Annotated in this window: 21 protein-coding genes; 12 read left to right on the forward strand and 9 right to left on the reverse strand. The window is 65.9% G+C overall.

What is annotated here, in order from left to right; translation table 11 throughout:
- Positions 1-127: 127 nt before the first annotated feature.
- Positions 128-1,207, reverse strand: coding sequence for a recombinase RecA (recA, locus tag GBO37_RS00210; protein ID WP_045981231.1), 1,080 nt, complete (start codon positions 1,205-1,207; stop codon positions 128-130).
- Between the two features lie 241 nt (positions 1,208-1,448).
- Between recA and GBO37_RS00215 the strand changes: the two genes are divergently transcribed.
- Positions 1,449-2,036, forward strand: a complete 588-nt coding sequence (locus GBO37_RS00215) for a sulfotransferase family protein (protein WP_139598203.1) — start codon at positions 1,449-1,451, stop codon at positions 2,034-2,036.
- Positions 2,037-2,044: 8 nt separating this feature from the next.
- On the opposite strand, the gene GBO37_RS00220 is transcribed toward GBO37_RS00215, so the two are convergent.
- Both GBO37_RS00220 and GBO37_RS00225 read right to left on the reverse strand, forming a co-directional pair.
- On the reverse strand, positions 2,045-4,159 hold the full coding sequence (locus GBO37_RS00220; RefSeq protein WP_252926410.1) for an ATP-binding protein: 2,115 nt from the start codon (positions 4,157-4,159) through the stop codon (positions 2,045-2,047).
- A gap of 63 nt (positions 4,160-4,222) precedes the next feature.
- Positions 4,223-5,371 (reverse strand): RsmB/NOP family class I SAM-dependent RNA methyltransferase, encoded by a 1,149-nt coding sequence (locus tag GBO37_RS00225; protein ID WP_252926411.1) that lies wholly within the window; start codon positions 5,369-5,371, stop codon positions 4,223-4,225.
- A gap of 250 nt (positions 5,372-5,621) precedes the next feature.
- Between GBO37_RS00225 and katG the strand changes: the two genes are divergently transcribed.
- A complete protein-coding gene (gene katG, locus GBO37_RS00230; protein WP_252926471.1) occupies positions 5,622-7,808 on the forward strand; it encodes a catalase/peroxidase HPI in 2,187 nt (728 codons plus the stop codon).
- Positions 7,809-7,896: 88 nt separating this feature from the next.
- Here the strand turns inward: katG and guaB are convergent, their stop codons facing one another.
- The gene (gene guaB / locus GBO37_RS00235) at positions 7,897-9,345 is read right to left on the reverse strand and encodes an IMP dehydrogenase (RefSeq protein WP_045981235.1); all 1,449 of its coding nucleotides are present in this window, start codon (positions 9,343-9,345) and stop codon (positions 7,897-7,899) included.
- A 211-nt stretch (positions 9,346-9,556) separates the two neighbouring features.
- Here guaB and GBO37_RS00240 point away from each other — a divergent pair, with 211 nt between their 5' ends.
- The 6 genes from GBO37_RS00240 to GBO37_RS00265 all read left to right on the forward strand — a co-directional run bounded on the left by GBO37_RS00240 (position 9,557) and on the right by GBO37_RS00265 (position 15,676).
- Positions 9,557-10,753, forward strand: coding sequence for an OmpP1/FadL family transporter (locus GBO37_RS00240; protein ID WP_252926412.1), 1,197 nt, complete (start codon positions 9,557-9,559; stop codon positions 10,751-10,753).
- A 307-nt stretch (positions 10,754-11,060) separates the two neighbouring features.
- On the forward strand, positions 11,061-11,924 hold the full coding sequence (locus GBO37_RS00245; RefSeq protein ID WP_252926414.1) for an ATPase: 864 nt from the start codon (positions 11,061-11,063) through the stop codon (positions 11,922-11,924).
- A gap of 1 nt (position 11,925) precedes the next feature.
- On the forward strand, positions 11,926-12,852 hold the full coding sequence (metA, locus tag GBO37_RS00250; RefSeq protein ID WP_252926417.1) for a homoserine O-succinyltransferase: 927 nt from the start codon (positions 11,926-11,928) through the stop codon (positions 12,850-12,852).
- Between the two features lie 4 nt (positions 12,853-12,856).
- On the forward strand, positions 12,857-13,741 hold the full coding sequence (gene ppk2, locus GBO37_RS00255) for a polyphosphate kinase 2 (protein WP_252926419.1): 885 nt from the start codon (positions 12,857-12,859) through the stop codon (positions 13,739-13,741).
- Positions 13,742-13,799: 58 nt separating this feature from the next.
- Positions 13,800-14,543, forward strand: a complete 744-nt coding sequence (locus GBO37_RS00260; RefSeq protein WP_252926421.1) for an SDR family oxidoreductase — start codon at positions 13,800-13,802, stop codon at positions 14,541-14,543.
- Between the two features lie 95 nt (positions 14,544-14,638).
- Positions 14,639-15,676 carry an ABC transporter substrate-binding protein gene (locus GBO37_RS00265; RefSeq protein WP_252926423.1) on the forward strand — a complete coding sequence of 346 codons (1,038 nt, stop codon included), beginning with the start codon at positions 14,639-14,641 and terminating at the stop codon, positions 15,674-15,676.
- Between the two features lie 29 nt (positions 15,677-15,705).
- On the opposite strand, the gene GBO37_RS00270 is transcribed toward GBO37_RS00265, so the two are convergent.
- Positions 15,706-16,059: a Rieske 2Fe-2S domain-containing protein gene (locus GBO37_RS00270; protein WP_252926425.1), complete on the reverse strand. Its 354-nt coding sequence runs from the start codon at positions 16,057-16,059 to the stop codon at positions 15,706-15,708.
- A gap of 43 nt (positions 16,060-16,102) precedes the next feature.
- Positions 16,103-17,215: a 4-hydroxyphenylpyruvate dioxygenase gene (gene hppD, locus GBO37_RS00275; protein ID WP_252926427.1), complete on the reverse strand. Its 1,113-nt coding sequence runs from the start codon at positions 17,213-17,215 to the stop codon at positions 16,103-16,105.
- Here hppD and GBO37_RS00280 point away from each other — a divergent pair.
- From GBO37_RS00280 to metH, 4 genes are all read left to right on the forward strand, one after another.
- Entirely contained in the window at positions 17,214-17,360 is a 147-nt protein-coding gene (locus GBO37_RS00280) for a hypothetical protein (RefSeq protein ID WP_252926429.1), read from the forward strand. The genes hppD and GBO37_RS00280 overlap by 2 nt on opposite strands.
- Positions 17,344-17,796, forward strand: coding sequence for an Lrp/AsnC family transcriptional regulator (locus GBO37_RS00285; protein WP_252926431.1), 453 nt, complete (start codon positions 17,344-17,346; stop codon positions 17,794-17,796). The genes GBO37_RS00280 and GBO37_RS00285 overlap by 17 nt, the downstream gene beginning before the upstream one ends.
- 96 nt (positions 17,797-17,892) lie before the next feature.
- Complete coding sequence (locus tag GBO37_RS00290; RefSeq protein WP_218062284.1) at positions 17,893-18,930, forward strand: homocysteine S-methyltransferase family protein; 1,038 nt, start codon at positions 17,893-17,895, stop codon at positions 18,928-18,930.
- Positions 18,923-21,640, forward strand: a complete 2,718-nt coding sequence (gene metH / locus GBO37_RS00295) for a methionine synthase (protein ID WP_252926433.1) — start codon at positions 18,923-18,925, stop codon at positions 21,638-21,640. Before GBO37_RS00290 ends, metH begins: the two co-directional genes overlap by 8 nt.
- Positions 21,641-21,673: 33 nt before the next feature.
- Here metH and betA read toward each other — a convergent pair whose 3' ends face one another.
- Genes betA through betI form a run of 3 tightly spaced genes read right to left on the reverse strand, consistent with a single transcriptional unit; the run spans position 21,674 to position 25,297 of the window.
- Positions 21,674-23,302 (reverse strand): choline dehydrogenase, encoded by a 1,629-nt coding sequence (gene betA / locus GBO37_RS00300; protein ID WP_252926435.1) that lies wholly within the window; start codon positions 23,300-23,302, stop codon positions 21,674-21,676.
- The gene (gene betB / locus GBO37_RS00305) at positions 23,289-24,734 is read right to left on the reverse strand and encodes a betaine-aldehyde dehydrogenase (RefSeq protein WP_252926436.1); all 1,446 of its coding nucleotides are present in this window, start codon (positions 24,732-24,734) and stop codon (positions 23,289-23,291) included. Before betB ends, betA begins: the two co-directional genes overlap by 14 nt.
- On the reverse strand, positions 24,731-25,297 hold the full coding sequence (gene betI / locus GBO37_RS00310) for a transcriptional regulator BetI (RefSeq protein ID WP_045981248.1): 567 nt from the start codon (positions 25,295-25,297) through the stop codon (positions 24,731-24,733). The genes betB and betI overlap by 4 nt, the downstream gene beginning before the upstream one ends.
- Positions 25,298-25,339 lie beyond the last annotated feature (42 nt).

A 25,339-nucleotide genomic window follows, 5' to 3' on the forward strand; every position in this document is an offset into this window, starting at 1 on the left:
CGCAAAAGTGTCTCCGGCCAAGCCGGGCTGCCGATGGTCTATCGCCCGGCCGCTGCCCTGTCCAGCAACCGGCATGCGAAAAGGCGCAGGGTCTCCCCCGCGCCCGTGCGTCGTGATGACAGCGACCTTATTCGGTCAGCGAGTCGTCGTCGCCGCTGTCCGACCCTTCGCCGACGCCAAATTCCAGGCCATGGCTGGCGCGGATCTTGTCCTCGATGGCAAAGGCCACCTCGGGGCGGTCGCGCAGGAACTGCTTGGCGTTCTCGCGGCCCTGGCCGATGCGCTCGTCACCATAGGAGTACCAGGCGCCCGACTTCTCGACCACGCCGGCCTTGACGCCAAGGTCGATCAGTTCGCCGACCTTGCTGATGCCCTCTCCGTACATGATGTCGAACTCGACCTGCCGGAAGGGGGGCGCGACCTTGTTCTTGACCACCTTGACGCGGGTGGCGTTGCCCACGACCTCGTCGCGGTCCTTGACCGCGCCGGTGCGGCGGATGTCCAGACGAACGGAGGCATAGAACTTCAGCGCGTTGCCGCCTGTTGTGGTCTCGGGGTTGCCGAACATCACGCCGATCTTCATGCGGATCTGGTTGATGAAGATCACCATGCAGTTCGAACGCCCGATGCTGGCGGTCAGCTTGCGCATGGCCTGGCTCATCAGGCGGGCCTGGCTGCCCATCTGCATGTCGCCCATGTCGCCCTCGATCTCGGACTTGGGCGTCAGCGCCGCAACCGAGTCGACCACGACCAAGCTGACCGCGCCCGACCGCACCAGCGTGTCCACGATCTCCAGCGCCTGCTCGCCCGTATCGGGCTGGCTGATCAGCAACTCGTCCAGGTTCACGCCCAGCTTCTTAGCATATTGCGGGTCCAGCGCGTGTTCCGCGTCAACGAAGGCGCAGACGCCGCCCTTCTTCTGCTCCTCGGCCACGACATGCAGCGTCAGCGTCGTCTTGCCCGAGCTTTCCGGCCCGAAGATCTCGATGATCCGGCCCTTGGGCAGGCCGCCGATGCCGAGCGCGATGTCCAGACCCAACGACCCCGTCGAGGTCGACTCGATCTCGGCCACGGGATTGTCCTTGCCCAGCTTCATGATCGAGCCCTTGCCGAACTGCCGTTCGATCTGGGCCAGGGCGCTGTCCAGCGCCTTCTGCTTGTCCGCCGCGCGTTTGTCCGTCATGTCGAAGATGCTCGCCTGTGCCATGTGATCCCCACGTTATTTCACAGCCCTCCGGGCGGGGCAATCAATTCGACCGACCGGATGTTCCTGTCTTGTTCACCACTAGATGCGTCATCCTTAACCGGTTTTCAAGGATGTTGTGGACGATTGTCGATTCGTCGGCGCCAGCATCGCGCGGACAGGGTTAACAAAGCGTTTACAGCCTCTGGCGGGCCCGCTATCCAACGCCTCCGTGCATCTGCAACACCATGATCGGACGACAGGCATGCTGATATTCTGGGACCAGAGACTGGTGTTTCTCGCTACGCCCAAGGCCGGCTCGACGGCGATCGAGGTTGCGCTCGAGTCGCTAGCCTCTGCGTCGCTGCTGCGACCGGACGCGCTCAAGCACACCGATATCGCCACCTATCGCCGCTTCGTCGGCCCCTGGCTTTCCGCGCAGACCGGTGCGGATTTCACCACGGTCGCCCTGATGAGAGAGCCGGTGGACTGGCTGCGCAGCTGGTACCGCTTCAAGCTGCGCGACGATCACGACGATCCGCGCCATGCCATGGACGGCATCAGCTTTTCCGATTTCGCGGCGCGTTACGCCGCAGGCCAGCACCCCGAAATCGGCAGCCAGAGCGCCTTCCTGACGGACGGCGATCATCGCGTCGACTGCATCTTCCGCTACGAGGACATCGCCAGCTTCGTGGATTTCCTGGAGACGCGACTTGATTGCGCGATCGAGCTGCCGCGCATCAACGTGCCGCCCAGTGTCGACGTCCATCTGCCCGAACCGGCCGAGGCGCAGCTGCGCCACGCCATGGCCCGCGATCTGGATGTCTACGCGTCCTTGTACAGCCGCGGCTGATCCGCGCGTCAGTGCAGCCGGTCGCTGCCCGATGGGCGCGTCAGCTGTATCTCGACCATCTGCGTCAGCTCGGTCAGCGTGAACGGCTTGGCCAAGAACGATGCGTCTGCAATGGGCACCTGTCCGTCCACAAAGATGTCCTCGGTATATCCGGACATGAAGATGACCTTGGCGGAAGGCAGCATCCGCCGCCCCTCGCGGACCCAGGTGGGGCCGTCCATGCCGGGCATCACGACATCGGTGACGAAGATATCGACCGGACCGTCGCGCCCTTCCAGAAGGCTCAGCGCGGCCTCTCCCGATCCGGCCTCAAGGACGTCATACCCCTTCAGCTTCAGGGCACGCGCGGCAAACGCGCGGACCGGCGCCTCGTCCTCGACCAGCAGCACGGTCGCCTTGGGGCCGGTCTGCAGCTGCGGGGTGGGCCGGGGCGCGGGACGCGCGGCGGGAACCGCTGCGATCTGGGCGCGGGTATGCGCCGGGAAATAGAGCGAGAAGGTCGTCCCTTCGTTCAGCACGCTGTCACAGAAGATGAAGCCGCCGGTCTGCTTGACGATGCCATAGGCCGTCGACAGGCCCAGTCCCGTCCCCTCGCCCGTGCGCTTGGTGGTGAAGAACGGCTCGAAGATCTTGCCAAGATGATCCGGCGCGATGCCGCAGCCGTGGTCGCGCACGATGATGCGGACATAGTCGCCCTTGGGCAGCGTGACCTGGTCGCGGGTCATCGCCTCGGACAGGTGAAGGTTTTCGGTGCGCACGGTGATGTCGCCGCCTTGCGGCATGGCATCGCGGGCGTTGACGACGAGGTTCATGATGACCTGCTCCAGTTGCCGCTTGTCAGCGCGGATGGCGCGCAGCGCCGGATCGTAGGTGATGGTCAGGCCCACCCGTTCCCCCACCAGCCGGTTCAGCAGGTGGGTCAGGTCGGCCAGCGTGTCGCGCAGGTCCAGCGTCTCCAGCCGCAGCGTCTGCTTGCGCGAGAACGCCAGCAGCTGTCCGACCAGCGCCGCAGCGCGGTTGGCGTTCTGGCTGATCTGGTCCAGGTCGGCATAATCCGGATCGCCCTTGTCGCGCTTGAGCATCAGCAGGTCGCAATGTCCGCTGATCGCGGTCAGCAGGTTGTTGAAATCATGCGCGACGCCGCCTGCCAGTTGGCCGATGGCCTGCATCTTCTGGCTTTGCACGAACTGCGCCTCCAGCGTCTTGAGGGCGCTGGCATCGGTCAGCACGGCGATCATGCGGCCAGCCTCGGCCGGATCGCGCGCCAGCGACAGCTGGAAATAGCGGTCGCGCATCTCTCCCTGGCGACTGTCGGGGTGGCGCAGGCGCAGCATTTCCGTTCCGTTGGTGGCGCGCCCGGCGCACATGTCGGAAAGCCAGTCCGCCAGCGGGCGTCCCGGCCCTTCCAGCAGTTCGGCCAGGTTCTGGCCCTCGTCCGCCAGCATGCCGTCCAGCAGATTACGGGCCGCGGCGTTGGCGCGGCAGATGCGGCCGTCGGTCGCCAGACGCAGCAGCGCGACGGGAATGGCGTCGAAATCATCGGCGGGGGGCTGGTCCTCCTCCATCGCCAGGGCCAGTTCGAACCCGTCAGGCTGGACCCCGGCGCGGTGCAACGACCAGATCTGCAGCGGCGCGTCGGGCAGGCAGGACAGCGACAGGATCTCTCCCTCGGCCAGTTCCAGATCGGCATTGCCCACCCGCAGCGCACGGGCGGTCAGGTCGGCCAGCTGCCCTTCGGCATCGGCCCGCAGGCGCGCGATCAGCGACAGGACAGGGCGACCGGTCAGGTCCTCGAACTCGGTCCGGGCGGCCTCGTTCTGAAACAGCACCTGACCGCGGGCATCGCACATCCAGATCGGGTCGGCGGCTGTCGCCACCTCTCCCCTGATGGCGCGCAGGGCCTTGCGGGCCGATAGTCCGCGCGCCAGGTGACCCACGGCGACCGCGCCCCCCAGCAGGTACCACGCCACCGCGACCGTCGAGGCAAGCACGGCAGCCGTCCCGGTCGCGGCGCCCGGTCGCGCCATCAGCACGGCCGCCCCCAGCACCATCGGCGCCAGCAGCAGCGGCAGCGCCGCCAGCGCCCCGCGCGGCAGGCCCGCCTGTTCGTCAAGATGCGCCATCGCGAATCGTCCCTTGTTCCGTCCGATCCTGCGCAGCGTAGCGCGGCTTTGCTTAAATTTGCGTTAACCCTGTCGCAGCTGGGCCAGAAAGAACCCGTCGCCCCCGGTCAGGGGTGTCCATGCCTGCTGGTCGATGCGCTGGAAACCGGGATGGCGCGACAGGAACGCGTCCACCTGATCGCCGTTCTCGGCCTCAAGGACGGAACAGGTCATGTAGGCCAGCAGACCGCCGGGCGCGACCAGTGCCGCCACCTGATCCAGGATGCGGGCCTGCAGCGCCACGAGGTCGCTCCACTGCGCCGCGGTCAGACGCCATTTCGCGTCGGGCGTCCGCCGCCATGTCCCTGATCCTGAACAGGGAACGTCGGCGACCACCAGGTCGAACGTTCCGCGCGGCTGCGTCTGGATCTGGACCTTGGCCCCCGCGCGGGTGGCACGGGCGGGCAGATCGGCCATGCGGGCCGGGGCCACGTCATGGGCGGACACCTGCATGCCAGGCTGCCGCGCGGCCAGGGCCAGCGCCTTGCCGCCGCCCCCCGCGCAATAGTCCAGGACCCGCAGGCCGGGAGCCAACGGCAGCCGCGCGCAGGCCATCTGTGGTGACAGGTCCTGCAGCTCGACCAGGCCGTCCAGATAGGCGCTGGACCGCGCGACCAGGCGGTCGCCCGTCACGACCCGCAGGGCCGATGCAAGCTGGGGCGCGGCCTCGACCGTGATCCCGTCGGCGGCCAGCACCGCTGCCGCCTGCTCGGGCGTCGCGCGCGACCCGTTCACGCGCAGCCAGACCGGCGCACGCTGCGTCATGGCCAGCGCCACGGCATCGGCCTGATCGCCCAGGGCCTGCCGCCAGGCCGGGCGCAACCAGTCGGGCAGGTCGTCGGGCAGCGGGTTGGGGGGAACCACGGCGGCCTCGGCCTCCGTCAGGGGTGACGGTGCGTGGCCCTCTCCGGTGAAGATCGTGTCCAGCGACGGGCCGGATTGGCGGACATGGCCGATCATCAGCCCCCGCCCCGTCAGACCCCCGCCCAAGGCGGCAAGACTGTCGCGCTGCCGCAGGGCACCGAAGACCAGATCGCGCAGGGCGGCCCTGTCGCCGGACCCGGCAAAGCGGCTGGCACGCGACCAGCGCAACAGCGCCTGTTCCGCGGGGCTGCCGGCAAGGATCTGGTCCAGAACGGTGATGGCGGCGCTGATGCGGGCGGCGGGCGTCACGATGTCGCCCGTCCGAAAAGGGTGTGATGGGTCATGGGTGCCCTTGGCTGATCTGTCAGGTCATTTGCCTATCATGATGACACGGGACCGGGCCAGCCCCATCAGCATTCCTGACGGTGTCGATCAGATAATCGAAATTTACCTGATGCGTTGACCAAGCTACTGTCCGGCCATGACGAATCGCCCGCGATGCGACCGGTCCGCGGAATGCCGCCGGACCGCCCGCATGGCCCGCAAGATGGAGATGATGATGGACGGCAACCCGATGAACAGCGCCGGCAAATGCCCGGTGATGCATGGCAGCCATACCTCGACCGCGGCGTCGAACACCGACTGGTGGCCCAGTGCGCTGAATTTCGACATCCTGCACCAGCATGACCGCAAGACGAACCCGCTTGGCCCCGAATTCAACTATCGCGAACAGCTGAAGTCGCTGGACGTCGAGGCGCTGAAGAACGACATCCGCGCCCTGATGACCGACAGCCAGGAGTGGTGGCCCGCCGACTGGGGCAGCTATGTCGGCATGTTCGCGCGCGTCACCTGGCACGCGGCGGGGTCCTATCGCCTTGGCGACGGGCGCGGCGGTGCGGGCACCGGCAACCAGCGTTTCGCGCCGCTGAACAGCTGGCCCGACAACAACAACACTGACAAGGGTCGCCGCCTGCTGTGGCCGATCAAGAAGAAGTACGGCAACAAGATCAGCTGGGCCGACCTGATCGTGCTGGCCGGGACCATAGCCTATGAGCAGGCAGGCCTGAAGACCTTCGGCTTTGCCTTTGGCCGCGAGGACATCTGGCATCCCGAGAAGGACATCTACTGGGGCGCCGAAAAGGAGTTCCTGGAGGGGTCTGAAAGCCGCTATGCGGACGTGACCAAGCCAGACACGATGGAGAACCCGCTGGCCGCCGTGCAGATGGGCCTGATCTACGTGAACCCCGAGGGCGTGAACGGTCAGCCCGACCCGGCGGCCACCGCCCAGCACATCCGCGAGACCTTTGCCCGGATGGCCATGAACGACGAGGAGACCGTCGCCCTGACCGCCGGCGGCCACACCATCGGCAAGAGCCACGGCAACGGCCGGGCCGAAAACATGGGCGCCGAGCCAGAAGGCGCGGCGCTGCACGAGCAGGGCCTGGGCTGGAACGCGCAGGAAGGCCGCCGCGGCATCGGCCGCGACCAGATGGTCAGCGGCATCGAGGGCGCCTGGACCAGCAACCCCACCAAGTGGGACATGGGCTATTTCGACATGCTGTTCGGCCATGAGTGGGAGCTGCGCAAGTCGCCCGCAGGCGCCTGGCAGTGGGAGCCCGTGGACATCAAGCCCGAGGACATGCCCGCCGATGTCGAGGATCCGTCGATCCGGACCATGCCGATCATGACCGACGCGGACATGGCGATGAAGGTGGACCCCGTCTATCGCGCCATCTGCGAGAAGTTCATCGCCGATCCGGCCAGCTTCGACGACGCCTTCGCCCGCGCCTGGTTCAAGCTGACCCACCGCGACATGGGTCCCAAGGCACGCTATGTCGGGCCCGACGTGCCGTCCGAGGACCTGATCTGGCAGGACCCGGTTCCCGCCGGCCGGACCGATTACGACGTCGAGGGCCTCAAGGCGCGGATCGCGGCGACCGACCTGACCGTGGCCGAGATGGTGGCGACGGCTTGGGACAGCGCGCGGACCTTCCGCGGGTCCGACCTGCGCGGCGGTGCCAACGGCGCCCGCATCCGTCTGGCCCCGCAGAAGGACTGGGCCGGCAACGAACCCGCGCGCCTGGCCCGCGTCCTGTCCGTCCTGCAGCCCATCGCCGATGAGGCCGGCGTACCCTTGGCCGATGTCATCGTGCTGGCCGGCAATGTCGGCATCGAGAAGGCCGCACAGGCGGCGGGCCACGCGATCACCGTGCCCTTTGCCCCCGGCCGCGGCGACGCGACCGATGAGCAGACCGACGCGGCATCCTTCGACGCGCTGGAGCCCGTGCATGACGGGTTCCGCAACTGGCTGAAGGCCGATTTCGCCGTCAACGCCGAGGAACTGCTGCTGGATCGTGCGCAGCTGCTGGGCCTGACCGCGGCCGAGATGACCGTTCTTCTGGGCGGGCTGCGAGTGATCGGTGCCAACCATGGCGGGTCCAAGCTGGGCGTGCTGACCGACCGCGAAGGCGCGCTGACGCAGGACTTCTTCGTCAACCTGACGGACATGGCGAACCGCTGGACCAAGGCCCAAGGCGACGCCGAAGTCTATGAGATCCGCGACCGCAAGACCGACGCCGTCCGCTGGCAGGCGTCGCGCGTGGACGTGACCGTGGGCTCGAACTCGATCCTGCGCAGCTATGCCGAGGTCTATGCTCAGGACGACAACGCCGAGAAGTTCGTCCGTGATTTCGTCGCCGCCTGGGTCAAGGTGATGAACGCCGACCGTTTCGACATCGCAGCCTGATCCGGCAGGGGCGTATCCGTGCGCCCCGACCGCCCATGACAAAGGCGGCCTCCTTGCGGGGGCCGCCTTTTCGCTGTGAGGCCGATGTTCAGCCCAGACGGTAGTTCGGGCTTTCGCGCGTGATCTGCACGTCGTGGACGTGGCTTTCCTTCAGCCCTGCCCCGGTGATGCGGACGAACTGGCAGTTGGTGCGCATCTCGGCGACGGTGGCGCAGCCGGTATAGCCCATCGCGGCGCGCAGGCCGCCGACCAGCTGGTGCACCACGGCGTTGGCCGTGCCCTTGTAGGGCACCTGCCCCTCGATCCCCTCGGGGACCAGCTTGTCGCTGGCCGCGTCCTTCTGGAAATAGCGGTCGGCCGATCCGCGCGCCATCGCGCCCAGCGAGCCCATCCCGCGATAGGACTTGAAGCTGCGGCCCTGGTACAGAATCACCTCTCCGGGGCTTTCGTCGGTGCCGGCGATGGCGCTGCCGACCATGGCGCAGCTGGCGCCCGCGGCGATGGCCTTGGCGAAATCGCCGCTGAACTTGATGCCGCCGTCGGCGATGATCGGGATGTCGCCCGCACCGGCCACGGCATCCATGATCGCGGTCAGCTGCGGCACGCCCACGCCCGCCACGATCCGCGTGGTGCAGATAGAGCCCGGCCCGATGCCGACCTTGACCGCGTCCGCGCCCGCGCCGATCAGCGCGCGCGTGGCCTCGGTCGTGGCGACGTTGCCGGCAACAACCTGCACGCCCTCGCGGAACGCCTTGACCCGTTCGACCGCGCGCGCGACGCCTGCGGAATGGCCGTGGGCCGTGTCGATCACGACCATGTCCACGCCGGCCTCGATCAACGCGCAGCTGCGCTCGAAGCCCTCGTCGCCCACGGTGGAGGCTGCCGCTACGCGCAGGCGGCCCAGGTCGTCCTTGCAGGCCTGCGGGTTCAGCACGGCCTTTTCGGTATCCTTTAGCGTCAGAAGGCCGGTCAGCTTGCCCGACCCGTCGGTGACCAGCAGCTTTTCGATCCGGCGCGCCTTCATCAGGCTGATCGCCTCGGCCCGGTCGGCCGGTTCGCGCAGGATGGCCAGGTTGTCCGACGACATCATGGCTCGCACCGGGGTGCGCATGTCGCTGGCGAACCGCATGTCGCGGTTGGTCACGATCCCCAGCACGCGCCCGTCCGCATCGACGACCGGAAAGCCGGTGACGTTGTATCGGTCCTGCAGCGCCTTGGCATCGGCCAGGGTCTGGTCCGGCGTCAGGGTGATCGGGTTGTAGACGATACCGCTCTCGAAGCGCTTGACGCGGCGGACCTCGTCGGCCTGCTGCTCGGTCGTCAGGTTGCGGTGGATCACGCCCATGCCGCCGGCCTGCGCCATCGCGATGGCCATGCGGCTTTCTGTGACCGTGTCCATGGCGGATGACAGCAGCGGGATGTTCATCCGGATCGACCGGGTGACATGGGTGGTCACGTCAGCGGTCGAGGGAAGCACCGTCGATGCTGCCGGAACCAGAAGAACGTCGTCGAATGTGAGGGCCTCACGAATCTGCATGGGGGGTGTCCTTGCGGCAATCTCGTTTGGCAGTTTCCCCTTTCACGCCCTGTCCGCTTTGTCCAGCCCGCACGCAGGCGTTGCACGGACGACACGGCATACGGGCAGACATGACGCGGACGTCACGTCAGCGTGTTTGGGTAATTGATCGATAACGTTCGTGCGCTACGGTGGGTTCCGGGGGCGGTTCGCCCGACCGAGGGAGGATGACATGAAATTCGCAATCACGAGCATGGCCGCGCTGCTGGCGGGAACCGCGCCACTGCTGGCCGGGGGGATCGAACGCGCGCCCCAGTCGCTGAATGCTTTATTTGAATCAGGAAACTATGTTGAGCTAAGTTTTGGTGGTGTCGACCCTGAGGTCAAAGGCACCGATACACTGGGTTTCAATACGGGTGATGTTGCGCAAGGCTATGGCTTTGTCGGGCTATCCTACAAGCATCAGTTCAACGAGAGTTTTTCCGGAGCCATCATAATTGAGCAGCCCTTCGGGGCCGATATCCTCTACCCGTCGCAGCCCGGCGTACCCGATCCAAATATCGACGGATCCGTTCTTCTTGGTGGGACGGCGGCTCGGGTCGATTCCACGACATTTACGGCACTTGGACGGTACAAGATGCCAAACAACTTCTCGGTACATGGCGGCATTCGGGGGTCGCGCGCGGACGGGTCGGTCACTCTGAACGGGTGCGCCTATTCAGACCCGCGTGTGCCCACTCCTTGCGCAGGTGGTGTCCAAGGCTACAACGTCGATCTCGATTCCGACACGGCAGTAGGCTGGGTTGCAGGCGTAGCTTGGGAACGTCCTGAAATTGCTGCCCGCGTCTCTCTGACCTACAACTCGGATATCGAACACGAGTTTCGCACGCGCGAAACGTTGGTGATCGATCCAGATGGGCCTGGTCCGATCCCCGTCGTGCCGGCAATCGCCAGCACATCAACGACGCGCGTGTCTACACCAGAAAGCTGGAACCTTGAATTCCAGACGGGCGTCGCCCAAGACACTTTGGTCTTCGGTTCGGTCCGTTGGGTCGAATGGTCGTCATTCCGTGTCGATCCGGTAGCGTTCGTTGGCGCAACAGGCGGTGGATTGGTGGATCTTGAAGATACGACCACCTACTCCTTGGGGGTAGGACGAAAGTTTACAGAAACCTGGTCTGGCTCTGCGTCATTCACATTTGAGAAAAAGGGCGATGATCTGGTGTCACCGCTTGCGCCGACCAATGGGCGTCGGGGAATAACCTTGGCTGCAATATACAATCAAGGCCCGCTGCGTGTAACGACTGGTATCAATTACACAAAAGTCGGCGATGCTAGCCCCGAAACCGGGACCCCTGACGAGGCGCGTGCTCGTATGGAAAACAATGACGCGATTGGTGTCGGCATCCGCATCGGATACAGCTTCTGATCGCCGCCTGACCGTTCTTCATCACCGATCGGCCCTGTCTCCGCGACAGGGCCGTTTTTCGTTGGACGTCAGCCCTGTAGTGGTGGGCGGCGACATCGTCCAAACGCCCCTGCGCGGGGGCCAGGCCGACGATGCGCAACGAACTGGCGGAATGCCGCGACGGCGGGGGGTCCGGGGGGCTGGCCCCCCGGCCTGCGCGGGACGCAGAGGGTCCTGCGCGACGCGGCGTGGTACGCCCGTGCGGTCGGCCTCTTTCCATGCCGCATGCATGCGATTACCTAGGGGCCGAGCAGGGAAAGGGCATGGGATGATCTATGGCAGCGCGGATGAATGGCGGGCCGCCGCGGGCAAGCGGGTCGTGCTGTTCGGCATGTCCGGCCTGGGCAAGACCTATCTGGCCTCGATGCTGCGGGACACGGGCGACTGGTTCCACTACAGCGTCGATTACCGCATCGGCACGCGCTACATGGGCGAGTACATCGCCGACAACTTCAAGCGCGAGGCGATGAAGGTGCCGTTTCTGCGCGAACTGCTGATGTCTGACAGCGTGCATATCGCCAGCAACATCACCTTCGACAATCTGGCACCGCTGTCCACCTATCTGGGCAAGCCCGGCAGCCCGTCGCGCGGGGGACTGCCCTTCGACGCCTATTGCCAGCGTCAGGACCAGCATCGCCGGGCCGAGATCGCCTCGCTTCTGGACACCCGCCATTTCATGGACCGCGCCGGCGACATCTATGGCACGCCGCATTTCGTCTGCGACAGCGGCGGCTCGATCTGCGAGGTCGTGAATCCGGACGATCCCGACGACCCGGTCCTGACCGCCCTGTCGCGCGACCTGCTGCTGGTCTGGATCAAGGGCAGCGACGCGCATACCGCCGAACTGGTCCGCCGCTTCGACCGCGCGCCGAAGCCGATGTATTACCAGCCGCAGTTCCTGGAACGCGCCTGGATCGCCTATCGCGTGGAAAAGGGCCTGGAGGCGGACCAGGTGAATGCCGATGACTTCATCCGCTGGACCTATGCCCGGGCGCTGGCCCATCGCCAGCCGCGCTATGAGGCGATGGCCCGGCGCGGCGTCACCATCCTGGCCGAGGAGGTGGCGCAGATCCGCACCCCTGACGACTTCACCGACCTGATCGCGACCGCCATCGCGCGCAAGGATAGCTGACATGCCCATCACGTTGAATGAAAGCCTGCCCGCCTATCGCATCCTGTCCCAGGAAGGGGTGATGGTCATGTCGCCGGGTCGTGCAGCGACCCAGGACATCCGTCCCCTGCGCATCGCGCTGCTGAACCTGATGCCCAAGAAGATCCAGACCGAGAACCAGTTCGCCCGGCTGATCGGCGCGACGCCGCTGCAGATCGACTTTCAGCTGATCCGCATGTCGGACCATGAAAGCCGCAACACCGCCGCCGACCACATGGAAAGCTTCTATCGACCGTTCCGCGACGTCGAGGCCAGCGGAGAGAAGTTCGACGGCCTGGTCATCACCGGCGCTCCGATCGAGCATCTGCCGTTCGAGGACGTGACCTATTGGGACGAACTGACCCGCGTCTTTGCCTGGACGCAGACCCATGTTCATTCGACCTTCGGGGTCTGCTGGGGCGGCATGGCGATGGCGGCGCATTTCCACGGCCTGCCAAAGCACCGCCTGCCCGCCAAGGCGTTCGGCTGTTTCCGGCACACCAATCTGGCGCCGGCCTCGCCCTATCTGCGCGGGTTCTCGGACGAGGTGCTGGTCCCGGTCAGCCGCTGGACCGAGGTGCGTCAGGACGACGTGGACGCCCGCCCGGCGCTGACCACCCTGCTGGCCAGCGCCGATGTCGGGCCCTGCCTGCTGGCCGATCCGGGGCACCGCGCCCTCTATGTCTTCAACCATTTCGAATATGACAGCACCACGCTCAAGGAGGAATACGACCGGGACGTGGCGGCGGGGAAACCGGTGAACGTGCCCGCCAACTATTATCCCGGCGACGACCCGACGCGGGCGCCCGCGAACCGCTGGCGCAGCCATGCACACCTGCTCTACGGTAACTGGATCAACGAGATCTATCAGACGACATGGTACGACATGTCGCGCATCGGAGAGGGCTGAGCACATGGGCGCCGAACTGCCGGACCTGCCGCTGGTGGGCAAGATCACCGCCTATCTGCAGGACGAGGCCCCGGCGCCGATCCGCAAGGCGGTTCAGAAGGCCTCGTCCAAGGACATCCTGGACCCGGACTTCCCCTACAGCGCAGAGATGCCCAAGGCCGAATACGAACCGCAGATGGCTGCATTGCAGATGCAGCTGGTTCGCATGATGCATGATGTGATCGACAGCGGAAAGCGGCTGGTGGTCCTGTTCGAGGGGCGCGACGCCGCCGGCAAGGGCGGCACGATCGAGCGCGTGCGCGAAAACCTGAACCCCCGGTCGGCCAGCATCGTGGCCCTGCCCAAGCCGAACGAGCGCGAGGCGGGCCAGTGGTATTTCCAGCGCTATGTCGACTGGCTGCCCGGCGCCGGAGAGATCGCCCTGTTCGACCGCAGCTGGTACAACCGCGGCGTGGTCGAACGGGTCTTCGGGTTTTCGACCGACACGCAGCGCGCGGCGTTCTTTCGCCAGCTGCCGGGGTTCGAACAGATGCTGGTCGACGACGGGATCATCTTGGTCAAGCTGTGGCTGAACGTGGGCCGCGCCGAACAGCTGCGTCGCTTTCTGGACCGCGAAAAGGACCCGCTGAAGCAGTGGAAGCTGAGCGGCATCGACGTGGACGGTCTGGCCCGGTGGGACGACTATACCGTGGCGATCCGCGACACGCTGGCGGCGTCCCATTCGCCGATCGCGCCCTGGACCGTGATCCGGTCGGACGACAAGCGCCGCGCCCGGATCGCCGCGATCCAGACCATTCTGGGCGCGGTCGATTACGCGGGCAAGGATCAGGCCGCCATCGGAACGCGCGACCCCCTGATCGCCGGCGGGCCGGAACTGCTGCGCGACTGATCTTGGCGCGCGCGCGCCCACGTGCCAGAACCCGACCGGAACATCCTGGGAGGGGATCATGGATCTGTTGAACTGCCGCGCCGTCGTGACCGGGGGCGCATCGGGCCTGGGCGCCGCCACCGCGGCGCATTTCCGCGACATGGGGGCGCAGGTCACCGTGCTGGACCGCGACCCGGCGGGCGCCGAAGCCGCATCCGCCATCGGCGCGCATTATGCCGTGACCGACGTCACCGACGAGGCCAGCGTGACGGCGGCGCTGGATCATGCCGTGGCGCGGATGGGGGGCATCGATGTGTGCGTGAACTGCGCGGGCGTGGTGGTGGGCGAAAAGACCCTGGGCCGCGACGGTCCACACCGTCTGGACAGCTTTCGCCGCACGATCGAGGTCAACCTAATCGGCAGCTTCAACGTGCTGCGCCTGGCCGCCGAACGCATGGCCGCGAACGGGCGTACTCAGAACGGCGTGATCGTGAACACGGCGTCCATCGCCGCCTTTGACGGGCAGAAGGGCCAGGCCGCCTATGCCGCCTCCAAGGCCGGGATCGCGGGCATGACGCTGCCGCTGGCGCGCGATCTGGCGGGACAGGGCATCCGCGTCTGCGCCATCGCACCCGGCATCTTTGGCACGCCCATGCTCAAGGGCCTGCCCGCGGACGTGCAGGACAGCCTGGCGGCCGAGGTGACCTATCCCAAGCGGCTTGGCGATCCGACCGAGTTCGCGCGGACCTGCGTCTTCATCGTCCAGAACGACTATCTGAACGGAGAGACGATCCGCGTCGACGGCGCGTTGCGGATGCGCTAGGCACACAGGCCCATCACGGGCGCCCGAAACCCTTGCGCGCGCCCGCAGCCCGCCTTAGCGTTGTCGCAAATCCGACAACAGAGAGGCCAGTTTTCATGCGCTTGCTGACCACCACCATCCTGGCCGCGGCGGCCCTGCCCGCCTATGCCGCCGACCGCGAACTGACGGTTTTCGATTGGGCCGGGTTCGAGGAGCCCTCGATCTTCCAGGCCTATGTGGACAAGCACGGCGACAGCCCGACCTATGCCTTCTACGGCGATGACGACGAAGCGTTCCAGAAGGTCGCGTCGGGTTTCAAGGCGGACGTGATCCATCCCTGCAGCCAGATGGTCGGCAAGTACCGCGATGCCGGTTTGATCGAGCCTTGGGACACGTCGCGCATCCCGAACTTCGAGCAGATCGAGGAGCGGTTCCTGGACAGCGAGGTCTTCCGCGACGACCAGGGCGTGTGGTTCATCCCGACCGACTGGGGCGCGACCGCCATCGCCTACAACACCGAGACCGTCCCGGCCGAGGACGTGGCCAGCCTGAGCGTGTTCACCAACCCGAAATATCAGGGTCGCACCTCGCTGCCCGACAGTTCGGATGATGTCTGGGCGCTGGCCTATCTGGCGACCGGCGTGACCGACTGGTCCGAGGTGACCGACGAACAGTTCCAGGCCGCCGCCGCCTGGCTGCGCGAGGCGCATGTCAATGTCGCAGCCTACTGGGCCGACCCGTCCGAACAGGCGCAGCTGATGGCGTCGGGTGCGGTGGACGTGGCCTGGTCGTGGAACGACGGTGTCGTCTATCTGCAGGCCGACAACTATCCGGTGGGCTTTCAGCGTGAGCCGGCCGAAGGGTCGTCGACCTTCTTCTGCGGCTACGTGAACGTCAAGGACGGTCCGGGCAGCGAAGACAAGGCCTATGACTTCATCAACGCCTGGCTGGAGCCGTCGGCCGCCAAGGCGCTGCTGGACACGATCGGTTATGGCCATACCTCGGCCGCGGCCATGGCGACCATCGCCGACGAACCCGCCGTCGCCGAAGGTCTGGCCGAGATCGACGCACCCGTCCTGGCCCAGACCCCGAATGACCCCGAACTGCGTCAGCGCCAGTTGGCAGAGTTCGAGAAGATCAAGGCCGGCTTCTGATCCCGGTCAGGGACTGCGCATGAAACCTGTCAGGGGGCGATCATGATGTGGTCGCCCTGCTGCATGATAGGGACCGCATCCAGCCCGCATTCCGCACCGGCCACGACGCTGCCGGTCGACTTGTCGAAGCTTGCGCCATGTGCGGTGCACAGCAGCCGCAATCCATCCGCCGAAAGCAGCGTATCGCCGCGGTAATCCAGCGGCAGGTACTGATGGGGACAGGCGTTCACATAGGCACGCAGCACGTCGCCGTCGCGCAGCACGATCATCGGGAACGACCCGCGGTCGGTCGTGACGGTCAGCGGATGGACGTCGGTGATCCGGGTCGCCGCGCAGACGCGCGTTCCGGGCGCCGGGGCGCTGCTGTAATCGGTCCAGGCCATGATGATCGGCGCGGCGGCCTCCCCGCCGCCGCGCCGCTCCTCCCTACTGGGCCGGGGTGGCGTCGAGAACGCCGCGCCGGATCTGGTCTTCCTCGATGGACTCGAACAGGGCGCGGAAATTGCCCTCTCCGAACCCGTCGTCGCCTTTGCGCTGGATGAACTCGAAGAAGATCGGCCCGATCACCGTCTTCGAGAAGATCTGCAGCAGGATGCGTGTCTCTCCGCCACCCACGACGCCTTCGCCGTCGATCAGGATGCCGCGCGCCTTCATGCGGTCCAGCGGTTCGTCATGATCCTTCACGCGACGGTGCGACATCTCGTAATAGGTGTCGGGGGGGCCGGGCATGAACTCCATCCCGGCCTCGGCAATGCGGTCGGTCCCCGCATAGATGTCGTTCGAGGCGATGGCGATGTGCTGGATGCCCTCGCCCTTGTATTCGCGCAGGTACTCCTCGATCTGGCTGTGATCGTCGGTGCTCTCGTTGATCGGGATGCGGACCTTGCCGCAGGGCGATGTCAGGGCGCGGCTGACCAGCCCGGTCTGCTTGCCTTTGATGTCGAAGAAGCGGATCTCGCGGAAGTTGAACGTGTCGTGATAGAACTTGTACCACGTGTCCATGTTGCCGCGGATCACGTTGTGGGTCAGGTGATCCAAATAGAAGAAGCCGAACCCTTCGGGGCGCGGGTCGGCCTCGCCGATCCAGTCGTAATCCGTGTCATAGGCACTGCCCGCGTCCCCATAGCGATCGATGAAATACAAAAGCGACCCGCCGATCCCTAGGACAGCCGGTGCCTCGATCGACTTGCCAGGGCCGGTATATTCGGTGGCGCCAAGCTCCAGCGCGCGCTTCAGGGCGACCTGCGCGTCCACTACCCGCCACGCCATGGCCGGAGCGCAGGGGCCGTGTTCCGCGACAAAGCCGGCTGCATGGCTGTCCGCCTCGGCATTCAGCAGATAGTTGATGTCGCCCTGACGATAGAGCGTGATCGCCTTGGTCTTGTGGGTCGCCACGGGGGTGAACCCCATCTGCCGGAAGATGCGGTCCAGCACGGCCGGGTCCGGATGGGCGTATTCGACAAACTCGAACCCATCCGTTCCCGCGGGATTGGCAACACTGATCGTCGCCTTGGGGGCATCGTGGGGAAAGGGTCCCATGGCATTCCTCCTGCTTGTTGCCACCATGATGCGCGCGGGCCGCTGCAATGTGCTTGCAAAGAGGCTCGCCCTGCGGCCAGAATTGCACGAAACGCGCATCGATCGCGAAAATGACGCATGGGTGATGCATGGACCGGTTCGATAGTGCAATCCTGGCTGCCCTGCAGCGCGACGGGGCCTTCAGCAACGCCGCATTGGCACAGGTCGTGGGGCTGTCCGCCAGCCAGATCTCGCGCAGGCGCGCGGCCCTCGAGGAGGCCGGCGTGATCGAAGGCTATGCCACGCGGCTGTCGGCGGCCAAGCTGGGGCACGGGTTCAGGGCGGTGATCCGCGTCAACCTGCGCGGCCATGGCCAAGGGCGCGAGGACGAATTCGCCCGCTTCGTGGCGGCACAGCCGATGATCCGGCAGGCGTTCTCGGTATCCGGCGATGCCGATTACGTTCTGGACGTGCGCGCCCGCGACCTGGAGGCCTTTGCCGATTTCGTCCATCGCCACCTGCTGCCGCACCCGCAAGTGGCGCAGGTCCGCTCCGAGATCGTTCTGAAGACGCTCAAGGACGAGGGCGGCGTTCCGGTCTGACCATGCGCCGCGCTCATGATCTTGTCGAATACTATGAATTTGCCGATGGGACGCGGAACGCCTATATCACGGGCTGAAACCGAAAGGCCTGATCCCATGTCCCTGCCCCCATCCCCCGCCTTCGCGGCCCTGAACAAGGCCGCATCCGAACGCATCCTGATCCTGGATGGCGCGATGGGCACGCAGATCCAGGCCCTTGGCCTGGGAGAGGACGACTATACCGGCCACGGGTCCGGTCATGTCTGCCGTCATCACACCGACCACCCCCAGCAGGGCAACAACGACCTGCTGATCCTGACCCAGCCCGAGGCGGTCGAGGAGATCCATTACCGCTATGCGATGGCCGGCGCCGACATCGTCGAGACCAATACCTTTTCCGCGACCACCATCGCGCAGGCCGATTATGGTCTGGGCGAGGCGGTCCACGACCTGAACGTCGAGGGTGCCCGCGTCGTCCGCCGTGCACTGGACCGCGCGACGGCCCAGGACGGGCGTGCCCGTTTCGTCGCAGGCGCCATCGGGCCGACGAACCGCACAGCCTCGATGAGCCCGGACGTCAACGACCCCGGATACCGCGCCGTGACGTTCGAGGACCTGCGCGCCGCCTATCTGCAGCAGGCCAAGGGTCTGATCGCCGGCGGTGCCGACATCCTGCTGATCGAGACGATCTTCGACACGCTGAACGCCAAGGCCGCGATCTTTGCCTGCATCCAGGCGATGGAGGAACACGGCCAGCGTCTTCCGATGATGATCTCGGGCACGATCACCGACGCGTCGGGGCGCACCCTGTCGGGCCAGACGCCGACCGCCTTCTGGCATTCGGTCCGCCATGCGAACCCCTGGACCATCGGGCTGAACTGCGCGCTTGGTGCCTCGGCCATGCGGCCGCATCTGGTCGAGCTGTCGGGCGTGGCCGACACGCTGATCTGTGCCTATCCAAATGCCGGCCTGCCCAACGCCTTCGGCCAGTATGACGAAGGCCCCCATGACACCGCCCCGCAGGTCGCCGAATTTGCGCGCGCGGGGCTGGTCAATGTGGTGGGCGGCTGCTGTGGCACCACGCCCGACCATATCCGTGCCATTGCCGATGCCGTGGCCCCCTTCGCCCCCAGAAAGGTGCCTGCCTATGCCTGATCGTTACCTGCGCCTGTCGGGGCTGGAGCCCTTTGTCCTGACGCCCGACATCCCCTTCGTGAACGTGGGCGAACGCACCAACGTCACCGGCTCCGCCCGTTTCCGAAAGCTGATCAAGGAGCGCGACTACGCCACCGCCCTGGAGGTCGCTCGCGATCAGGTCGAGAACGGCGCCCAGATCATCGACATCAACATGGACGAGGGCCTGATCGATTCAAAGGCCGCGATGGTCGAATACCTGAACCTGCTGGCGGCCGAACCCGACATCGCGCGCGTGCCGATCATGGTCGACAGCTCCAAATGGGAGGTGATCGAGGCCGGCCTGCAATGCGTGCAGGGCAAGCCGGTCGTCAACTCGATCAGCATGAAGGAGGGCGAGGAGCAGTTCCGCCATCAGGCGCGACTGTGCCTGGCCTATGGCGCGGCGGTCGTGGTCATGGCCTTCGACGAGCAGGGCCAGGCCGACACCGCCGCCCGCAAGATCGAGATCTGCCAGCGCGCCTACGACATCCTGGTGAACGAGGTCGGCTTTCCACCCGAGGACATCATCTTTGACCCCAACATCTTCGCCGTGGCCACGGGGATCGAGGAGCACAACAATTACGGCGTCGACTTCATCGAGGCGACGCGATGGATCCGCCAGAACCTGCCCCATGCGCATGTGTCGGGCGGCGTATCGAACCTGTCCTTCAGCTTCCGCGGCAACGAACCGGTGCGCGAGGCGATGCATGCCGTGTTCCTGTACCATGCCATCAAGGCGGGGATGGACATGGGCATCGTCAATGCGGGCCAGCTGGCCGTCTATGACCAGATCGACCCCGATCTGCGCGAGGCCTGCGAGGATGTCGTCCTGAACCGCCGCCCCGACGGCACCGAACGCCTGCTGGAGATCGCCGAGCGGTTCCGCGGCGACGGTCAGGGGGCCAAGCGCGAAAAGGATCTGTCTTGGCGCGAATGGCCGCTGGACAAGCGGCTGGAACATGCCCTGGTCAACGGCATCACCGAATATATCGAGGCCGATACCGAAGAGGCCCGGCAGGCCGCCGAACGTCCGCTGCACGTGATTGAAGGCCCGCTGATGGCGGGGATGAACGTGGTGGGCGACCTGTTCGGCGCGGGCAAGATGTTCCTGCCGCAGGTGGTGAAATCCGCCCGCGTGATGAAGCAGGCCGTGGCCGTCCTTCTGCCCTACATGGAGGAGGAAAAGCGCCTGTCCGGCGGGACAGAGCGCGAGACCGCGGGCAAAATCCTGATGGCCACCGTCAAGGGCGACGTTCATGACATCGGCAAGAACATCGTCGGCGTCGTGCTGGCCTGCAACAACTTCGAGGTCATCGACCTGGGCGTGATGGTCCCGGCACAGAAGATCCTGCAGGTCGCCCGCGACGAGAACGTGGACATCATCGGCCTGTCCGGCCTGATCACCCCGTCCCTGGACGAGATGGTGCACCTGGCCTCCGAGATGGAGCGCGAGGGAATGGACATTCCCCTGCTGATCGGTGGCGCCACGACATCCAAGATCCACACGGCGGTCAAGATCTCGCCCCGCTACACGCGCGGTCAGGCGGTCTATGTGACCGATGCCAGCCGGGCCGTGGGCGTCGCCTCCAACCTGCTGTCTACCGACCGCAAAGCCGCCTATGTCGACGAGATCCGGGCCGACTATGCCGCCGTCGCCGAGCGGCACGAGCGGTCCGAGGCATCGAAATCACGCCTTCCGCTGGCCAAGGCGCGCGACAATGCGCTGAAGATCGACTGGAGCGGCTATGTGCCCACCGCACCGACCTTCACCGGCGCGCGGGTGATCGAGGATTGGGACCTTGCCCAGATCGCGCGCTATATCGACTGGACGCCGTTCTTCCAGACCTGGGAGCTGAAGGGCGTCTATCCGCGCATCCTTGACGACGAAAAGCAGGGCGAGGCCGCCCGCCAGCTGTTCGCCGAGGCGCAGGAGATGCTGGCCCGGATCATCGACGGCCAATGGTTCAAGCCGCGCGCCGTGGTCGGTTTCTGGCCCGCGAACGCGGTCGGCGACGACATCCGCCTGTTCACCGGCGACGATCGGTCGGAGACGCAGGCCATGCTTCACACGCTGCGCCAGCAGGTCACCAAGCGTGGCGACCGGCCCAACGTGGCCCTGTCAGATTTCGTGGCACCCGAAGGCATCCCCGACCATGTCGGCGGTTTCGTCGTCACGGCAGGCCCCGAGGAGGCAGAGATCGCCGCACGCTATGAACGCGCCAACGACGACTACGGCGCGATCATGGTCAAGGCGCTGGCCGACCGCATCGCCGAGGCGATGGCCGAGATGCTGCACGAACGCGTGCGGCGCGACTATTGGGGCTATGCCAAGGAAGAGGGCTTTGCGCCGGAGGACCTGGCGGCCGAACCCTATACCGGCATCCGTCCCGCGCCAGGCTATCCGGCCCAACCCGACCACACCGAAAAGCTGACGCTTTTCAAGTTGCTGGACGCGGAAGCTGCGACCGGCGTGACACTGACGGAAAGCATGGCGATGTGGCCGGGATCGTCGGTTTCGGGCCTATATATCAGCCATCCCGACAGCTATTACTTTGGCGTCGCCAAGATCGAGGAGGATCAGGCCCGCGATTACGCCGCGCGCAAGGGCTGGACGCTGGACGAGGCCGAACGTTGGCTGGCCCCGGTCCTCAACTACACCAAGCGTCAGGCAGAGGCCGACGCGGCATAGGGAAAGGCCCGCATCGCTGCGGGCCTTTCTTTGTCAGGCGCGCAGCATCTGGCGGCCCAGGATGTGATCGGCGGCTTTTTCGCCGGTCATGATCGACGGGCCGTTCAGGTTGCCGTTGGTGATGCGCGGAAAGATCGAGCTGTCCGCGACGCGCAAGCCCTCGAGCCCGATCACGCGCAGGTCGGGGTCCACGACCGCGTCGGGATCGCTGGCCGCACCCATGCGGGCGGTGCCGCAGGGATGATAGGCCGATTCCGCATGTTCGCGGATGAACGCGTCGATCTGTTCATCGGTCTGCACGGCATCGCCGGGCTGGATCTCGTCGCCGCGGTATTCCTTGAACGCGGGGGCGTCAAAGATGCGGCGCGTATGGCGGACGCATGCCCGGAACTCCTCCCAATCCTCGGGTTGGGACATGTAGTTGAAGCGGATCTCCGGGGCCACGGACGGGTCACCCGATGCCAGCCGGATCGTGCCGCGCGATTTCGACCGCATCGGCCCCACATGGGCCTGGAACCCGTGACCCTTGGCCGCCGATTTCCCGTCATAACGGACCGCCAGCGGCAGGAAGTGATACTGGATGTCGGGATAGTCCTTGGCATCCGACGACCGGATGAAACCGCAGCTTTCGAACTGGTTCGATGCGCCAAGGCCGGTCTTCTGCAGCAGCCATTCGACACCCACGCGGCCTTTGCCCAGCAGGTTGTAATAGGTATACAGCGTCACCGGCTTCAGCGACTTGTACTGCATGTAGATCTCAAGATGGTCCTGCAGGTTGCCCCCGACGCCGGGACGATCCGCAAGCGGCGTGATGCCATGCTGGCGCAGGTGATCCGCAGGCCCGATGCCCGACAGCATCAGCAGTTTGGGCGTGTTGATGGTGCTGGCCGAGATGATGACCTCGCGGTTCGCCAGAACGGCCTCGACCTTGCCGTTGCGTTCGATTTCAACGCCATAGGCGCGTTTACCTTGAAACAGGATGCGGTTCGCCAGACCGCGCACGACGGTCAGCAGGCCGGTCTTTTTCGCGGGACGCAGATAGGCATTGGCGGCGGACCAGCGGCGGCCCTTCCAGATGGTGGCCTCCATCGGGCCGAAACCCTCCTGCTGGGTGCCGTTGTAATCGTCCGTGCGTGGCCATCCTGCCTGGTGACCCGCCTCGATAAAGGTGTTGAACAACGGGTTCTTGCGCTTGCCGCGAGTGATGTGCAGCGGGCCGCTGGTGCCACGCACCGGCGACGTGCCGCCGTGCCAGGTCTCCATTCGCTTGAAATACGGCAGGACGCCCGCATAGTCCCAGCCCGCGGCGCCGCTGTCGGCCCAATGCTGGAAATCCTTGGGGTTGCCGCGCACGAAGACCATGCCGTTGATCGACGACGATCCGCCGATGACCTTGCCGCGCGGGGTCGCCAGCTTGCGCCCGCCCAGATGCGGTTCCGGTTGGCTGGCAAAGCCCCAGTCATAGCGGCTCATGTTCATCGGATAGGACAGCGCGCCCGGCATCTGGATGAAGGGGCCGACATCGCTGCCGCCGAACTCGATCAGCGTGACGGTGCGTCCCGCCTCGGTCAGGCGATAGGCCAGGGCACAGCCGGCGCTGCCCGCGCCGATGATGACGTAATCCGCGTCCTTGGCGGCTTTTGGAAGATCAGTAGGGTGCATCGACGCCTCCCATGCCCACATAGACAGATTTCAGCTGACTATAATGCTCGATCGCGGCGGCGGAGTTCTCGCGGCCCAGACCGGACAGCTTGACGCCGCCAAAGGGCATCTCGACCGGCGTCAGGTTGTAGGTGTTGATCCAGCAGGTGCCGGCCTCCAGCGCGGCGACCACGCGATGGGCGCGGGACAGGTCCTGGGTAAAGACCCCCGCGGCCAGGCCAAAGCCGGTGCCGTTGGCACGGGCGATCACCTCGTCCTCGTCGGCAAAGCTGAGAGCAGTCAGGACGGGCCCGAAGATCTCGTCCGTCGCGATGGTCATGTCGTCGGTGGCATCGGCAAAGACCGTGGGCGGGATGAACGGCCCCTCGCCCTCTCCGCCACAGACCAGCCGGGCCCCGGCGTCGCGCCCGGCGCGGATGGCGGCGCGGATCTTGTCGGCCTGGGCCGCATTGATGATCGGACCGTGATTGGTGTCCGGGTCCAGCGGATCGCCCATGCGGACGGCCTTCACACGTTCCGCCAAACGGGCCAGGAAGTCCTCCTTGATACCCTCCTGCAGGAAGACGCGCGTCCCGTTGGAGCAGATCTGCCCCGAGCTGTAGAAGTTCGCCAGGATCGCGGCACTGACCGCGTCCTCAAGGTTCGCGTCGTCAAAGACGATCAGGGGCGACTTGCCGCCAAGCTCCATCGTGACATGGCGCATTCCTTCGGCGGCGGCCGCATAGACGCGGCGGCCGGTGGGCACCGAACCGGTCAGGGACACCTTGGCCACGTTGGGGTCGGTGACCAGCGCGGCACCGACATCGCCCCGGCCCTGCACCACGTTGAACACGCCCGGAGGCATCCCTGCCTCGATGAAAATCTCCGCCAATTTCAAGGCCCCTAGCGGCGTTTCTTCGGACGGTTTGAAGACCATAGTGTTGCCCATGACCAAGGCCGGCGCGGCCTTCCAGCAGGCGATCTGGCTGGGATAGTTCCAGGCCCCGATGCCTGCACAGACACCCAGGGCCTCGCGGCGGGTATAGGCCCAGTCCGCCCCCAGGGGGATCATCTGGCCCGTCAGCGTCGCCGCCAGACCCGCGAAATATTCCAGTGCCGCGGCACCCGACGGCCAGTCCGCCACCAACGTCTCCTGGATCGGCTTGCCGGTATCCAGGGTCTCAAGGCGCGCCAGTTCGTCGTTGCGCTCAAGGATGATCGCGGCCGCGCGGCCGAGAATGCGGCCCCGCTCGACGGGCGCCATCGCGGCCCATGCGGGCTGGGCGGCCTTGGCGGCGGCGCAGGCCTGGGCCACCTGGTCGGTCGATGCCTCCTTCAGCGTCGCGATGGTCTCGCCGGTCAACGCATAGCGGACGGGCAGGTCGGCACCCTGCCCTTCGACCGGCTTGCCGCCGATGAACAGGGATGCGGTGGGTTGTGCGGAAAGGCTCATGCAAGGGCCTCCTTCAGATAGGTCATGATGGTGTTCAGCGCCACATCGGCATCGGTCGGACCGGGGGTCAGGACCGCGCGCAGATAGACGCCGTCGATCAGCGCACCCAACGTCTCGGCGGTGCGCTCGGGGTGGTCGGTCAGGCCGCGCAGCGCCACGATCAGGTTCGAATGCAGCCGGCGGTGATAGACCCGCAACAGGCGCGCAGCCTCGGGAGAGTTCAGCGCAAGTGCATAAAAATTGAGCCACGCACTGACCGTCTCGCGCTGAAAGTTCTGGGGCGCAAAGCTGGCGTGGATGATCGCATCCAACCGCCCCCGCGCACCCCGCCCCGGCAGGCGGTCATGGACCGATTGCCCATAACTGCGCAGGATATACCGCATCGCCGCTAGGAAGATCTGGTCCTTGGATCCGAAGTAATGGTGGGCCAGCGCCGGCGACATGCCGGCACGCTTGGCGATCTGCGCGACGGTGACGTCCAGCGACCCCGCGCGCCCCACCTCGAAGATCGCGGCATTGATCAGCGCTGCTTTTCGGATAGGCTCGGCCCCGAGTTTCGGCATGATTGCACCTGCGGCGGAAGATTTCTGTTGCGTTGCCGTTTC

This window comes from Paracoccus sp. 08 (genome assembly GCF_024105395.1).
GTDB lineage: Bacteria > Pseudomonadota > Alphaproteobacteria > Rhodobacterales > Rhodobacteraceae > Paracoccus > Paracoccus marcusii.